The sequence below is a fragment of the Paenibacillus sp. NPDC057886 genome (assembly GCF_042796655.1).
Taxonomy (GTDB): Bacteria; Bacillota; Bacilli; order Paenibacillales; family Paenibacillaceae; genus Paenibacillus.
In genome coordinates this window covers 68,467-82,876 of the sequence record NZ_JBHVMZ010000012.1, presented here as the reverse complement: position 1 = coordinate 82,876, position 14,410 = coordinate 68,467, and the positions used below count along the sequence as shown (strand labels likewise).

Genomic DNA, 14,410 nt, shown 5'->3' with positions numbered 1-14,410 from the left:
TTGTAGCGATGCCACCGTCTAGCTTTTTATAAGCAAATTTAAATAGCATTCCATGTAATTATTATAACTATATATATTCCGACAAATATTCGAAAGCCCGTGGATACTTATCTCTTCTTTCTTTTAATTCGTACGGAATAAAGACTTCCTCTTCGAAGCAATGATCCAAAACTTCTTCAAAATATTTATTAATTCTCTCAATTTTCTCCCTATCATCTTTATTGTATTTTCTGATTTTTTTAGGTGCTATAAATATCTCAATTAGGGTATCTACGTTCAACCCGTCTTCGCTTTCAAAAAAAGAATCATCAATTGTTGCTGGAGGCGGATTGTTCAGAATAATACAAATCATGTGCTCCTGCTCTTTTTCGATCTTTAGCTTATCCCAAATGTCTTTCCTCATTTTTATTTTTCCGTTCATCAAATCTAACCCAAGTTGTTTAGGAAGATAAATTCTATTGGAAACAATCCTAAAATCATGCATAAAGCTTTTTTCGTAAAGCTCATTCTTTACTAATTCAATCGATTTTGATAGTGAATAAGTGGAAACCATCGCACTTTCTAGATAAGACCAAATTTTATAGGATAGTTCTTGTGTAGTTTTAGACCAAATCCGAACAATTTTATTTGTCTTAAGTTTCCTAATATTATGGGGATGAGGGAGAAAATATCCCTTTTTTGAAAGCACGAGTAAGCCTTCTCCTTTCATGCTCCCTTTTCTTAGATCATCCACTTTTTCTTGTGGCCTTAAAATAGGATGTCTGAAATATGTTATGTTGTAGCCTAACCCAACCGTATTCATCTTTAGTGTTACGAGTTTTCCCATCATATCTAAAATCAAGCTTTGAGAAAGTTCTTTTTCGAATGGAAGTTCGCCATCCCCTGCCAACTCATCCCTAGTCAATGTAAGTGGCATATTACTCTCATAATCCTTTACCATGATCGAAGGAAATTTATAAAATGAGGGATACGCACGATAAATGGGAAAACGACTTTTATATCCTTTGGGAATAATAATTCCATTGCAGAGTAGGGGCTGTTCAAAGAATTGCTTGGACAATACTCCGTTAAACTTCCACAAAACTAAACCCAATCCTTGAATTTCGATTCCCTTCCAATCATCTATACCAACAATTGAGTAAAACTTATCAAAACCTTCTCGTCCCCAATCATCTGGAAACTCATATCGAATAGCAGGTTTATTTAACATATACCAAGCAAACCATGCTGGCTCACTTCTATCTGAACGATAATCGTGTTCCACCTGCTCCTTTAATTCCAATAAAGACTTTTCATTAAGTTTAATTCTTATCGTAGTACCAACTGAACAATCAATAATATTATTAACTTCCACCTGCACATCATCCAAACTTGCTCTAAAATAGTGCCCCATCTCCGAATCAATATTCTTCGTCATAACTTCAATTTGATCTCCTAGTAAGAAAGCGGCTAGTACCCCTACCCCAAATCGACCGCTCCTTGAAATCTGAGTATCTCCATCCAACGTAAAGTTCATTTTCCAATTGATATTGTTTCTATATGTTGATCCAACTTTAAAAAAGTAATGAATGATAACTTCTGCAGACATGCCAATACCATTATCTTCAATTTGAAAATAATACTCGGAATCTGTCTGGTAGATGCCCACCTTTATTTTCGGTTCGTAAGCGATATTCACTGATCTAGTGTGGTACAGGTATTCAAGTTCGCTGCATGCGTCTACTGCATTTTGAATAAGTTCTCTCACTCCGTAACTGGATCTTCCGCCATACAAAGGTGCTACCATTAGCTTAATAGCCTCTGGAACACTATCGAACATCACTTTTTCTGGAAGATATGAAAGAGAATCTGTGTACTTTCTGTTATCCAAATTCGACCTTACTCTTCGTATTGAAATTTTCAAGTTGTTTAATTTGTTATATCTTCCGTAAACTTCACCCAGAATGGCCCAACTTAAATCTAACTCATTTTGGATGCCATCTAATAAAGATCTAATTTCAAGAAATTCACTACTGTTAGCGGGTCTTGCATTTATAAAAAGTGACTCAGGATCTTCATGATTCTGAGTCATATCTTTAATGGCTTGATGAAGATTCCATTCTAATTTAGAAATAGGGCTAGTAAAGGAAGTGATAGACACACTTCTAGTTGGGGCACGATCAGGAGTTATATGAAGGTAATCAGAAATCCTCAAAACAACCATAAGGTAAATTACTTTAATCGTATATGGAGTACGGTAATCATAATGTTTATCTTTTAAATAGGTAAATGTAGAACGTAAGTCCATTCCGTGACTTCGACCAATAAATCCTATAATATCCTTTATTTCAAATTCTAGATCTATCGCAAAAGGTATATCATTCTCATGATCCAGTGGGAAATTGAATAATACAATTTCGTGAGCCATTCTTGAATGATGGCGGCGAATGAACTCCCCGATAAATAATTTGTCTGTTTTGGTATATTCATTCTCATCCTTAGAAGGTTCTTTAAGTAGTACATTTTTCTGTCCAAAAATCTCCTGCTTTTTTCTCTCACTCCACTTCTTAGATTCCTGAACATACTTGCTCCATTCTTGGCTCCACGTTAAAGTGTCAACTTCCTTAATTACTTCGTGTCTTTCTTTTTTAAGAAGTCTATTGAACCCTTCGAAGTTAAGATGCATACCAAGATCATGTGCCAAAATGGACAGTACTAAAACTGCGATATCCCTCGCATTTAAAAGACCCAAACTCTCACCAATCAAATCTCTGGCATTTGATAAAACGGCTTCTACATGTGAAGAATCGTGTTTCGTATACTCTGGAAAAAAATCGAATTTGCTTTCTTGTATTATTGCTTTAAACAGTGAGACGGTTGACCGTACGACTCCAGAAAGATGCATGTCTTTATCAAGAATATCCCTGAACTCCTTCGGAATAAACATATATATTTTCCTCCTTTTTATAGTAAACATATGCATGTTTTCAAACCCTGAGTCACTAAATATTCTAGATCAACAACAAAAAAAGACTCCAACTATAGTAGGAGTCTCAGTTTTGATTAACACTAGCCCTTGTTAAATCTAAACATAAGCAGTCAGCTGTTATAGTGATGCACAACTGAAAGGAATAAGGTGTTCTGGGCGCTGGATATGTTGGTTGGTCTATCTAGAGAAATGAATATTATGGTATAATCGCAGAGTAATAGAAAGGCTGATATGGGCGGTCGGCTAATCTCCCGGAAGGGAGGTGATGCCTTGTGACAGTGTTTGAAGCGATTATGCTGATGCTTACCTTTGGTTCGCTGATAGTAGCGCTACTGTCCAATAAACACAAGTAGACCGCCCACCGTGCAAAGGTTGCGGTCTACTTGGTCGTATAACCTCTTGTTAAGCCCACCGCCCTTAAAAGCGGCTATTGCGTGGAGAGTCGTGTTGACCGCACGGCTCTCTTTGCATTATAAGCTGTTCATGCCCCTATTATAACATGACGAATGGGGATTTCAATTTTTAACTTTACATGTGTAGAGTAAGTAGCAATACATAATATTCAACCGACCTACATCGTACTACGTCGTAACTCATAAAAAAACTGCACGGCAGGATGCTTTAGCTTTATCTGCTCGGACATATTCAAAATTCGCTTTTTGCCAACTCGTCTGTCCACCAAAGCTAGAATATTTAACAGGATATCATTACTCTCCAAGTTTTCCTCTATAGAAGTAGATAAAAACGTAGTAGCTGCAACGGTAAAATTCGATTTACTTAATGCGGCCTGTACCAACAAAAGCTCTTTTGCATGTACGGAGATTTTTCTGCTTCTTGCCATGACTTGAAGACGGTCCTCGGGAACGGCCCCTTTGGACTCTTTTCGGATGGCTTCAATCTCTTCATTGTTCACAGGAATCAGAATATTGGGATCGTTCTTGATCTCCTGATCCGTCTGATACCATCGGATCGAAGTTGTTGTATCACTCATATTGAGTACATTCTTTTTATCTACCGTAATGTAACAATCCCCTGATTTACCAAGTAAATAACGGTAACTTGTTGCACGGTATTCGACCCTTCCATTTAACGCAGGACAAAGGAAACTCTCCAGATTTTGCTTCAATTTGCTCCAGGACATATATCCTCCTATTTTCAAAAGCCTACCGCCTGAATTGCGACATTCACCTAAATTATAACACACCAAAACGAATGAACGTCTCAACTTGATTTAATGGCGTTAAACTCTACTACATAAGGAAGACACTTTGCTTACCCAAACCGCTTAAACGGCTCGAACGGAAGAAATCCGATTAATGATTTTTCATTCCCCTGTGTGATAAACTTGCAGAAAATTATCTACTTTCTATAAAATCATCTTTCTATTAAACCGTTTTTACCTATCATTGGAAAATAAGTGATATCCACAAGGATTTTCAGCCTATCCTTTCCCACTTCACACATTCCCTTAGCAATTAGCAACTAAATTCCACGTTACTCCGCCCCATCATGCTCCTTGCTACCAAATTCATCGAGCAATGCACGCACTTCACTTGTTGATTTGGCGTTCATTAAGCTATTTCTGAGTTCACTTGCCCCGCGGAATCCACGGACATATATTTTGAAGAAGCGGGTAAGAGGGCTGAACGAACGTGGCTCCTGTCCTGAATATTGATCATAGAGATCCAGATGAAGCCGCAGCAGATTAAGCAATTCTTCACTGGTGTGTTCCTTCGGCTCTTTCTCAAAAGCAAATGGATTCTGGAAAATACCACGACCAATCATAATTCCATCCACTCCGTATTGCTCAGCGAGTTTGAGACCCGTTTCACGATCAGGAATGTCTCCGTTAATGGTCAGCAGCGTATTCGGTGCAATCTCATCCCGAAGTTTTTTAATCTCCGGAATCAGTTCCCAGTGAGCGTCTACTTTGCTCATTTCCTCTCTTGTCCGCAGATGAATAGACAGATTCACAATGTCTTGTTTCAGAATGTGGGTTAACCAGTCGCGCCATTCGTCTACAGCAGTAAAACCGAGCCTTGTTTTTACACTGACGGGTAGTCCTCCGGCTTTGGCGGCCTGGATGATATCGGCTGCAATTTCGGGACGGCAAATCAGTCCGCTACCCTTCCCATTCTCTGCTACGTTCGCTACAGGACACCCCATATTAATATCGATGCCTTTAAACCCTTCTTTCGCCATACCGATGCTCATCTCGCGAAAGAATTCCGGCTTATCTCCCCAGATATGGGCCACAATGGGCTGTTCATCCTCTGTAAAAGTCAGACGCCCGCGCACACTTTTGTTCCCCTCCGGGTGACAGTAACTCTCTGTATTCGCAAACTCCGTAAAAAACACATCCGGTCTGCCCGCTTCACCTACGACATGGCGAAACACAACATCCGTCACATCTTCCATCGGCGCCAGTATAAAAAATGGTCGTGGCAAATCACGCCAAAAATTTTCTTTCATGTTAAAACTCCTCTATATATACCAGGACATTTCGTTATCCCGAAAATAGTCAAATAATCTGTTCATTTGCTTGTGTATCATTCAATATACATGTCATTGCTTCTTCTTCACTTACATCATCTTCACTTAACCATGTTACCGCAACGTAGTTCAAACAGCAGTATATGTTAATGGCACATCAAAATGAATAAATTACAACCTGAATAGAAGCAATGCTTTTCTATGGATTCACATAAAAAAGAGGGGCGATGCCCCTCTTGGCTATTTACCCAATGGTTCCTGGATCCGGGTTTCCCCTTTCTCCATTCGTCCTTTCTCTAATTTTATCACGTCTTTAGTTGATTTTCAGCACGAGTTTATTAGTGATTATTTGAAGGATAACTTTATCTTCTCGTTTTGGCTCCCCCAGAATAGAAATCAAACCTCCTCCATCGTTCTACTTGTTCACTTCATTTGCTCTTGCCGAACCGGAAAAGCTCCTCTACAATAAAAGCTCGGCAGGCTTTTGTACCTGCAAATCGTGACATGGAGGAGGCCTGAATCAAACATGGAAATTACACTGGATATTATCAAAGACAAAGTCGAATGCTTGCAGGCTTATGACTTCAATGAACTGGAACGGGCAATCGAAGACCGAATCGGAATTAACAAGGCATTGCTGCTTCGGTTGAAGCAGGTTCAGCATCAAGTCACGTTCGACCCGCTTCGCAACAAGATGTTATATAGTGCAGTTGTTCATTTTTCTGCAGAGTGATGGACGAGGTTTTTTTACTTTGCTAGCGCCCATTTACAAAAGTATACCCGGTCTTTACGGAACCCATGGAGAATCCGCCAAAGATGGTATTTACATTCTCCCCGCCGCCTTGTATTCGATATGAAATAGTAGAACTACCCCCGTCTGATAATATACGGGGGTAGTCTTTTTTATCAGCTGGTTTAATTAAACTTTACATTTACATTTCCCAGATCCGGTAGAGAACCATCGCTGCTTCAGCACGGGTCAATGGTTCGGCTGGTGCGATTTTGCCATCTTTGCCCTTAACAATTCCGCTTCCTACGAGGGAAGTTACACTATCCATCGCGTAAGTGGAAATGCTTGCAGCATCGGAATAAGGAGCTAGATTTCCGTTGCCGGCAGATTGCTTACCAGCTGCTTTCAGAGCTTTTGCCGTAAGAACCATCATGTCTTGACGGGAAATGCTGTTGCCTGGTTTGAACGTGTTGTCTTCGAATCCAGATGCGATACCGAGTTCTTTGGCAATAGCCACGGCCTGTGCATAGTGAGCGTTTGGCTGTACATCGCTAAAGGCTGCCGTATTCGTGCCTGAGTTCTTCAATTCAAGTGCTCGGACAAGCAAGGTGATAAAGTCGGCTCTCGTGATAGAAGCTGCAGGAGCGAAGCTGTCATCAGAGATTCCTTTAATAATATCGCGTGCAGCCATCGCTTCGACTGCTTGTTTAGCCCACAGGACACTTTGCACATCGGCAAAAGACTTGGTTACGTAAGCTACAGCATAGGTGCTAAAATGAGTTGTTTTAAATACCATCAAGCCGGATTTAGCATCATAACGTCCGCTTGGTATGGCCGTTGCCTGTCCTTGTTTGTCAATGTAAAGAATCACGATCTGATGTGCATGGACAAGCTCCTGTGCAGCAGGCGTATACGGAACAGATACCGTTACAGGTGCCTCAGGATTACTCCAGGCAAGGACACGGTCACCAGCTTTTACGCTTAGATCGATCACCGGACGGCTGCCCGCAATAGCGCGAACATCTGCGCTCAGACGATCTGCCGAGACTTTGTTAATCTGAATAGAGACTTGATCGGCTTGTTCCGTAATATTGGAAAGCATGTTGGACGGAATTTGAAGTGTTGCATTTTCCGTCTTAAGCACAAACTCAACATTATTGTTGCTTTGCAGGCTGGAAGTCGGCAATTGTACAACATAGGATTGTGCATTTGCTTGCTTCGGCACGTCGATGGTAACCTGCTTCTTGCCATTTGCATCTGGAGAAGCTTTTTCAATGGCTTTATTTAGGCTGTCGCTCGATACGGTTGCTGTGGCTGTTCCATTTTCGACCTTAATTACCGGTACTATCTTCGAGTCGTTGTCTGGAACCTGTGGTTGAGGCTGAGGCTGCGAAGTAGTTCCTGAGCTCGATCCGCCACTGTTACCCCCGCTGTTGTTACCTCCACCATTGTTGCCTCCGCCATTGTTTCCGCCAGAAGAAGATTTGCCAGTCAGCGTCAATTCACCGAATACGGAAGTATCCTGGTAACCTTGACCGGATGGATCGTTCCATGCGTTCACGCTGATTCTGTTGCCGTCTTTCGCATCATTAATCTGCGCATCAAAGCCAATTTTAGCATTGTTCGCAGGCTTAACCTTTTTGAACGGAATCTTCATTTCAACGGTGTAGTTGGTACCGGAAACAGTGACTTTGGATTCGAAGCCTGCAGCGATTTCCGCAGGATTAAAGGAAGCTACGTTCTCAAAGTTCACTCTGTATTGCCCATCATCGTCTTGGAAGTTAGCTGTTTTCCCGTTGTTTTCATCGACGAATACTTCAACGGAATCCTGCTCCCATACATTCGGGTTGGACTTGTTCAGTTGATCATCTCTGACTTGAACCAACACATACAGATTGTCGTCATCCCACAGTACTTTTGCTGTTCCTGTCGCACCTGACCATGCCATTTGCTTCGTATCCAGTTTCATTTCAGGAGCTTTGCTCCATATGCTGTCTACGGAGCCATCAATAGCTGGTGTCCCATAGTGCGCGCTTGATTTCTTGTATTGAAGGGCTTTGGGTGGATTTTCCGCCATGTACTTTTGCGGATCAACTACCGCGTAGAACGCCTCTTTTGCTTGAAAATTCTTGTCGAACAAGGTTGGATTCTGCTCGGCTCTCCAGCTGGTGCTGTCATTTAATCCCCAGAAGGTGACACGTGGAATATGCGCACTGTTCTTCTTATAGAGATCCATTAATTGCGCATACAGATAGGCCTGCTGCTTTGCTTCTTTTTCAGTAATTGTAGAATTGGTGCCTGCCATAATGTCCAACTCGGTGACACTGACTTCTACACCCAAAGAAATGAAACGTTCGAGCGACATCTTGACATTGTCCAATCTCGTGCCCAAATTGTAGTGGGCTTGCATGCCGATGCCGTCAATCAGTTTCTCGCCAGGGTGATTTACGGCGTACTTCTCATTGATCTCTTTAACCATGCTGTAGATGGCTGTAGATTTGTTCTGGTTGTCATCATTGTAGTCATTGTAATAAAGCTTGATATCCCAGCCATTCTCGTCAATGACTTCTTTGGCTGCAAGGAATGCCTCCTCAAGAAAGTCAGGGCCGATGGCTTGTAACCAGCCTGAATTGCGCAATGCATTTTTCCAATTTTCCGGATTAGACGGGTTATCGTTCATGGCTTCGTTGACAACGTCCCAGGAAATGACTTGGTCACCAAAGTGTTCAACGACCGTTTTAACATGTGTTCTCAGGTTCGTCAGAGCTTCTTCACGGCTCAATGGTTTACCGCTCTCTGCCGTATGAAGCCAGGTAGGTGACTGGGCATGCCATACGAGCACGTGACCGTGCAAATCAAGGCCAGCATCCTTTACTCTTTGAACAAGAGCATCTTCTGCGGTGAAATCAAATTGTCTGTTCGCGTTGTATGCATAATCCGGCTTCATATCATTCTCAAACGTGACCACATTGTGATGCTTCTTCAGAAGCTTGAGCCGAGTCTCATCAAAGGTAGACGGATTAACAATGTTCCCGATCAGGAAATCATCCTCGTAAATATCCTTGATATTAGGAAGATTTTCTTGAATCGGAGGTGCGGCAGTTACAGGTCCCAGATATTTTAGAACAAAGTCATCTAAGAAAAAGGTACGGTTGCCGCCGTCATTGTTTGCTGTTTCAATATAAGCATTGAGTACGCTTGGAGTAGTGGTGAGCGTGTACTTACCCGTTAAGTGTACCCATTCCTGATCTGTAACGGTTGCATTTTGTGAAACGTTTGCAAAGCCGCTGTCAGCGTATTGAACACTAATACGAAGTGTTGTAGGCGCTTCGCCAGGTGCCATTTTCACCCAAGCAGATAGCTCATATTCGTGATTCTTTGCCATTTTGCCAGTCGCATCAACTAAAGCTGCATCATATTGTGTCGTAGTCGTCACAAGCAAGCTTTGCTTGCCGCCAGATGTATGATTATCGTCTTGGGAAAGAGCTATCGTTTCACGGCCATTCCGTGCTTTGAATCCATCCAGACCATTCTCAAAATCGGCAGAGATGCCCGTTTTATCTACATTTTCCGGTGCGGTTTGATCAGGGGTTACATCGGTGATGATGACTTCATCAATGTAAATATCCGAGGTTAACGTATTGTCCGATGGTTCAACATAGATCATAATCTCATTCGTTTTAGAAGGGATTTCGTAGCCTTTGGTTTCTAAGAGCGTCCAGTCAGAAGCGGTTACAAGCTTGTTGCCTATAATCCAAGGATACTTCTGGTCATCGGCTAATATTTCAGAATTTATTTTGGAAGCCAGATGGAACTCGCCTTCACCTGAACCGAGTCTAACCTTGAGGGAAATATCATACTTACGGTCGGATTTCATCTTGTCAGTAAGTACGAGAGCAGGAACGGCCTTCTCATCGGCCCGGTTGAAGAACTTCAGAGATTTCGTACCTTCGGAGGCTACGTCGTCAACGACCGCAGTATCCCCGTTCGCCCCCCAAGAAAGCTTTCCCCAGCCTCCGGTATTTCCGTCTTCGAAGCTTTGGTTAAGGACTACAGTAGGCTCTGCAGGTGCTTCTGCTTGGGTAATCGTGATATCCCCGATATAGAATTGAACACCATTTCCGGCATCATCAGATTTAATCCGCAGAGCTGTCTTGTCAACACTGGTAACGGAGAGAGCGGCGGATAGCGTAATGCCTTGTCCTGCTTTAAAGTCAGCAGAGCTAATTCCAGTGTATCCCTCTGAGCCAGTAACGCCCTTATTAGATACAATCTCCAGTACTGCTTTCCCAGCTGCAGGCGGGTTAGAATCAGTATCGACATAAACGGAAGCGGTTACAGAATACTCTTGGCCAACTGCCAAACCCAGATCACCGAATGTGAGGTCCACGCCATCCCAGTTGTTAGATCGGTTACTAACTTTTAGAGCTGCTCCATCATCATTGCCTTCAAACGGCTTGCCTGTTACAGTGCTCAGCTGGGCACCGCCTGATTGAGTTACCTTGCCTTGACCATTCTGGAATGTTTCTTGATACACAATTTGTGAATTAGATGCCGCTAGATCCGCAGCGCTAACTGCCGGAGCTATCAAGCCGCCCGGAAGAAGCAGAGCCGCTGCGAGTAACCCGGAAACGACCTGCTTAAATGATTTCCTCATTCGAAGCATTCCCCCCACACCAAATTTTTTATAAAACATATAAAGCGCTTACATAATTTACTGTAACCAGCCTCCTTTCACCCCAGATAATACCACTTCATGAAAGAGAAATCTTACTCCAAATTAAAGGTGAATCTTAGTTTTTTACAGAACTGTACCAATTCTGATACGGGTATGGTCATGCTCTTCGTTCCGCTGATCAGGCCGCGGCAGATAGAATCGGGAAGCTATATAAGTTGAAACGTTGTTCATTACTCATCACGAAATTGTTATGTTCAAATATCATGATAAATCTCTATCAAATACATAAAATCCACAGTCAAGCGTTTCCGTGAATTCGATGCTTGATATACCAGTTTAAGTACTGGATAATACCATTAATATACAGACAGTCACTTTTGAGGATTAAGGGGGAACATATAATGCAGGAATTTATATTTAAGAAGGATTATAGAAACAATGAAGCACTTCGAGCAAGTTTCTTCGAACTTGCTGCTAACACTTTTGATTTAAAATTTGAAAATTGGTACCAACAAGGGTTTTGGGGAGAACGATACATACCTTTTTCATTTGTAGATGGAGATCAGGTTATTGCCAATGTTTCCGTTAACATCCTTGAATTCATCATTCATGGGGAGAAGAAAAAAGCTATTCAAATCGGCACGGTGATGACACATCCTGATTATCGGGGGAAAGGACTTTCTGCACGTTTAATGAATAAAGTTTTAGAGGAATACGAGAACAAGTACGATTACATGTACCTTTTTGCCAATGAATCGGTGCTTGATTTTTACCCCAAGTTTGGGTTTAAGCCTGTGGAAGAACATCTTTTTTCAATGAATTATAAGGCAAAAAAATCACCCGAGCCTGCGAACCTTCGGAAACTCGATGTTACTAACGCGGAGGATTTACGCCTTATCCTTAAATTTGCATCCCAAAGGCTGCCTGTTTCGCAACATTTCGGAACCGCCCAGACTCAAGGCATACTCATGTTTTACTGCCTGAATGTGTTCAGTAACGATATTTATCACTTGGAAAATGAAAACACCATCGTGATTTATCAGAAGGAAGACAATAATATTGACCTCTTCGATGTTATTTGTTTAAACGAAATCCATATGACAGATATTTTACATCAGATTGCAGATGAGGATACGGAGAAAATAACCTTCCATTTCACACCAGATGCTACAGAACATCTCGTTCTAAAAAGTACCATCACCAATGACGGTTTATTTGTAAGAACCCCTGGTGATCATCTCTACCCTGTGCAAGTTAAACATCCGATTACTTCGATCGCTTAATGACTTATGTAATAATGCTCACCTCTAGCTACACTTTAAAAAGATCAAAGAGGAGCAGGATTTCCCTGCTCCTTCGCTATGTGAAACTTCTTTCTCTCATCAAACGTAAATTCACAAGGTATAATGAAGTCAGATGACCGTTCGGCATGATCTTATGACCATCATAATGAAGGAGGGGACATTCGTGGCTTTTATCCCGTTAAACTGTCCCAATTGCAACGGAAGAATTGAATACAAAGAGGGTGAGATTTTAAAGTGTCCCTATTGTGAAACAGAGCTTTTATTGAAGCAAAATCATGTCTATTACGTGGACCAGACCATTAATCACTACCACGGAACGCCCCCTAAAGCACCACTGAAGCAGACTGTCTCCGTAAAGCTAATGCTGATACTGATGTTAGTCCTAGCTGGCGCCATCGGTACATATTTTTATTATAGCAACAGCTCCACCTATCCAAAAACAGAAGCCAATCTGCCTGTGCGAAAGATGCCCGAAAGCGAGGTTCTGCTCTCATTTTTGCGAGATATCTTCGATAAAGGGTCCGCCTTGCCCACAGAGGAGGAACTGGCTCGTCTTCGCTATTTAACCGTAGAGCATTCGGAGAATGATCAGTGGAAGTTTACATATAGCCTCTCCGATCCCTTCAGCGATGAACAGGCCGAGAAGATCACTTATATTACTCAGGACAAGAAACTGAATAGCCAGCGGATTGATCAGCGAGATTTTGAAGCTTTTAAGGGACTGACGGCATTGGACCTGACGAATACCTATGAAATCTCCCAGACGGACCAAACCACTTTGGCCCATATGCCCGGATTAAAAAGTTATGGAGGCGCTTTTAACGAATTCTTTAGTAAATTTTCGGGCTACTTTGGCGACAAGTCTAAAATTACGGAAATTTCCACTCAGCTTCGCAGCAATCAGGAATTGGCCCTACTGCTGGAATTTCCTAATCTGAACTCGTTATCCATTACCTATGTGGATGAGTCGGTAACGGATTTTTCTCTGTTGAACAAACTGCCGCTCAAGTCCCTGTCGCTCACGTATGTCAATGAGCTGGGATGGTTGTCGTCCATGACCGGGCTGACCTCTCTGTCCATCCACTACAGTGAAGCTACAGACCTGCAGCCGCTGTACGCTCTAACCCAGCTTCAGGAGCTTCAGCTTTCCTATTTAACCAACGTAAAGTCCATTGACTTTGTGCAAAATATGCCTGCTTTACAAACACTGGATATTGAAAATTTAAATTTCTCCAGTCTGGAGCGTCTGACCGACAAGACTTCCATCACGAAACTGCGTCTGGCTTCTTTAAGCAAGCTCAGCTCGGTCAAACCCATCAACAGCCTCTCCTCTCTGCGGGAATTAACGCTATCCGGTTATTACGAGAAGGAGGAAGCTCTGACACTGCCTAAAGTAGAACGAGTGGAAATTCCGGGTTCCTTTCTCCCCGGGCTGAAGGCACCTGCCGTTACCAGCCTGACGCTTCGTGGCGGAAGTGGAAAGTTGAATTTGGCGGCGCTGGGGAAATTTCCGAAACTTAAGCAACTCTCCCTCTCGGAGGTCAGTGAAGTAACCCGTCTTGGCGCCCTGGACGGCTTGTCCAGCTTAGAGGTCCTAAGCATTTACGACTCGTCACTATATAAGGAGAGCGATGCTTTATTTCGTTTGAAGCAGGTCAAATCTCTGATGTGCTCCGAGTGCAGGCTGAACTTTGAACAACAGGCGGCTGCGGAGAACAGCGTGCTTGAACATTTGACCTTAGAGCAGCCATACTTCAGCATAAACAACACCTCTGTTACTGAAGTTGACCAAATGATGCCTTACTTTGCCAAACTGTCCGCTCTGCGTTCCTTTACTATGCAAGACAGCAACTTGGCTTCTCTTGAATTCATGAGTAACTGGCAGGCCGTAGAAGAGCTTCATCTCGAGAACAATGCCATTTCCAATATCGAGACTCTAAGTCAGCTGCCTGATCTGCAAAAGGTATATCTATCCGGTAATTCCGTACAAAACAAATCCGTGGTTGGTGCGGATGTGCACGTATATTAATTACCGCCTGGGAAGATGGCGATTTTTAGACTACTACAGTTAATGAATGGTATTGAAACAAAGACAAAAAAGGGGTTCGAGAATCATATAAATTCTCGAACCCCTTATGTTTATGTTTAGCTTTCTAACCATCATCGCTACATTCTCCACATAGGATGAGTACTGACCGTACAATAACCTAATACGATGTGGCTGCATTCACCTATTC

Annotated in this window: 8 protein-coding genes; 4 read left to right on the top strand and 4 right to left on the bottom strand. The window is 42.4% G+C overall.

The genetic code is table 11. The features are described from left to right. Positions 1-67: 67 nt before the first annotated feature. A complete protein-coding gene (locus ACFVQB_RS30490; protein WP_379448315.1) occupies positions 68-2,926 on the bottom strand; it encodes an HD domain-containing protein in 2,859 nt (952 codons plus the stop codon). 314 nt (positions 2,927-3,240) lie between these two features. On the opposite strand from ACFVQB_RS30490, the gene ACFVQB_RS30485 reads away from it, so the two are divergent. Next, positions 3,241-3,321 (top strand): putative holin-like toxin, encoded by an 81-nt coding sequence (locus tag ACFVQB_RS30485; RefSeq protein WP_353057537.1) that lies wholly within the window; start codon positions 3,241-3,243, stop codon positions 3,319-3,321. Positions 3,322-3,539: 218 nt separating this feature from the next. Here ACFVQB_RS30485 and ACFVQB_RS30480 read toward each other — a convergent pair whose 3' ends face one another. Further along, a complete protein-coding gene (locus tag ACFVQB_RS30480; RefSeq protein ID WP_379448313.1) occupies positions 3,540-4,109 on the bottom strand; it encodes an SF0329 family protein in 570 nt (189 codons plus the stop codon). 353 nt (positions 4,110-4,462) lie between these two features. Next, a complete protein-coding gene (locus ACFVQB_RS30475; protein WP_379448310.1) occupies positions 4,463-5,440 on the bottom strand; it encodes a tRNA dihydrouridine synthase in 978 nt (325 codons plus the stop codon). A gap of 547 nt (positions 5,441-5,987) precedes the next feature. Here ACFVQB_RS30475 and ACFVQB_RS30470 point away from each other — a divergent pair. After that, positions 5,988-6,194 (top strand): DUF2536 family protein, encoded by a 207-nt coding sequence (locus ACFVQB_RS30470; protein ID WP_379448308.1) that lies wholly within the window; start codon positions 5,988-5,990, stop codon positions 6,192-6,194. Between the two features lie 199 nt (positions 6,195-6,393). On the opposite strand, the gene ACFVQB_RS30465 is transcribed toward ACFVQB_RS30470, so the two are convergent. Beyond that, positions 6,394-10,848 (bottom strand): endo-1,4-beta-xylanase, encoded by a 4,455-nt coding sequence (locus tag ACFVQB_RS30465; RefSeq protein ID WP_379448306.1) that lies wholly within the window; start codon positions 10,846-10,848, stop codon positions 6,394-6,396. Positions 10,849-11,270: 422 nt separating this feature from the next. Between ACFVQB_RS30465 and ACFVQB_RS30460 the strand changes: the two genes are divergently transcribed. Then, positions 11,271-12,152, top strand: coding sequence for a GNAT family N-acetyltransferase (locus ACFVQB_RS30460; RefSeq protein ID WP_379448304.1), 882 nt, complete (start codon positions 11,271-11,273; stop codon positions 12,150-12,152). Positions 12,153-12,336: 184 nt separating this feature from the next. Continuing rightward, positions 12,337-14,202 (top strand): leucine-rich repeat domain-containing protein, encoded by a 1,866-nt coding sequence (locus tag ACFVQB_RS30455; RefSeq protein WP_379448302.1) that lies wholly within the window; start codon positions 12,337-12,339, stop codon positions 14,200-14,202. Positions 14,203-14,410: the final 208 nt, after the last annotated feature.

Coding starts and splice junctions, on each gene's coding strand:
- ACFVQB_RS30490 (WP_379448315.1), bottom strand. CDS start 2,926: ATGTTTATTCCGAAGGAGTTCAGGGATATTCTTGATAAAGACATGCAT.
- ACFVQB_RS30480 (WP_379448313.1), bottom strand. CDS start 4,109: ATGTCCTGGAGCAAATTGAAGCAAAATCTGGAGAGTTTCCTTTGTCCT.
- ACFVQB_RS30475 (WP_379448310.1), bottom strand. CDS start 5,440: ATGAAAGAAAATTTTTGGCGTGATTTGCCACGACCATTTTTTATACTG.
- ACFVQB_RS30470 (WP_379448308.1), top strand. CDS start 5,988: ATGGAAATTACACTGGATATTATCAAAGACAAAGTCGAATGCTTGCAG.
- ACFVQB_RS30465 (WP_379448306.1), bottom strand. CDS start 10,848: ATGAGGAAATCATTTAAGCAGGTCGTTTCCGGGTTACTCGCAGCGGCT.
- ACFVQB_RS30460 (WP_379448304.1), top strand. CDS start 11,271: ATGCAGGAATTTATATTTAAGAAGGATTATAGAAACAATGAAGCACTT.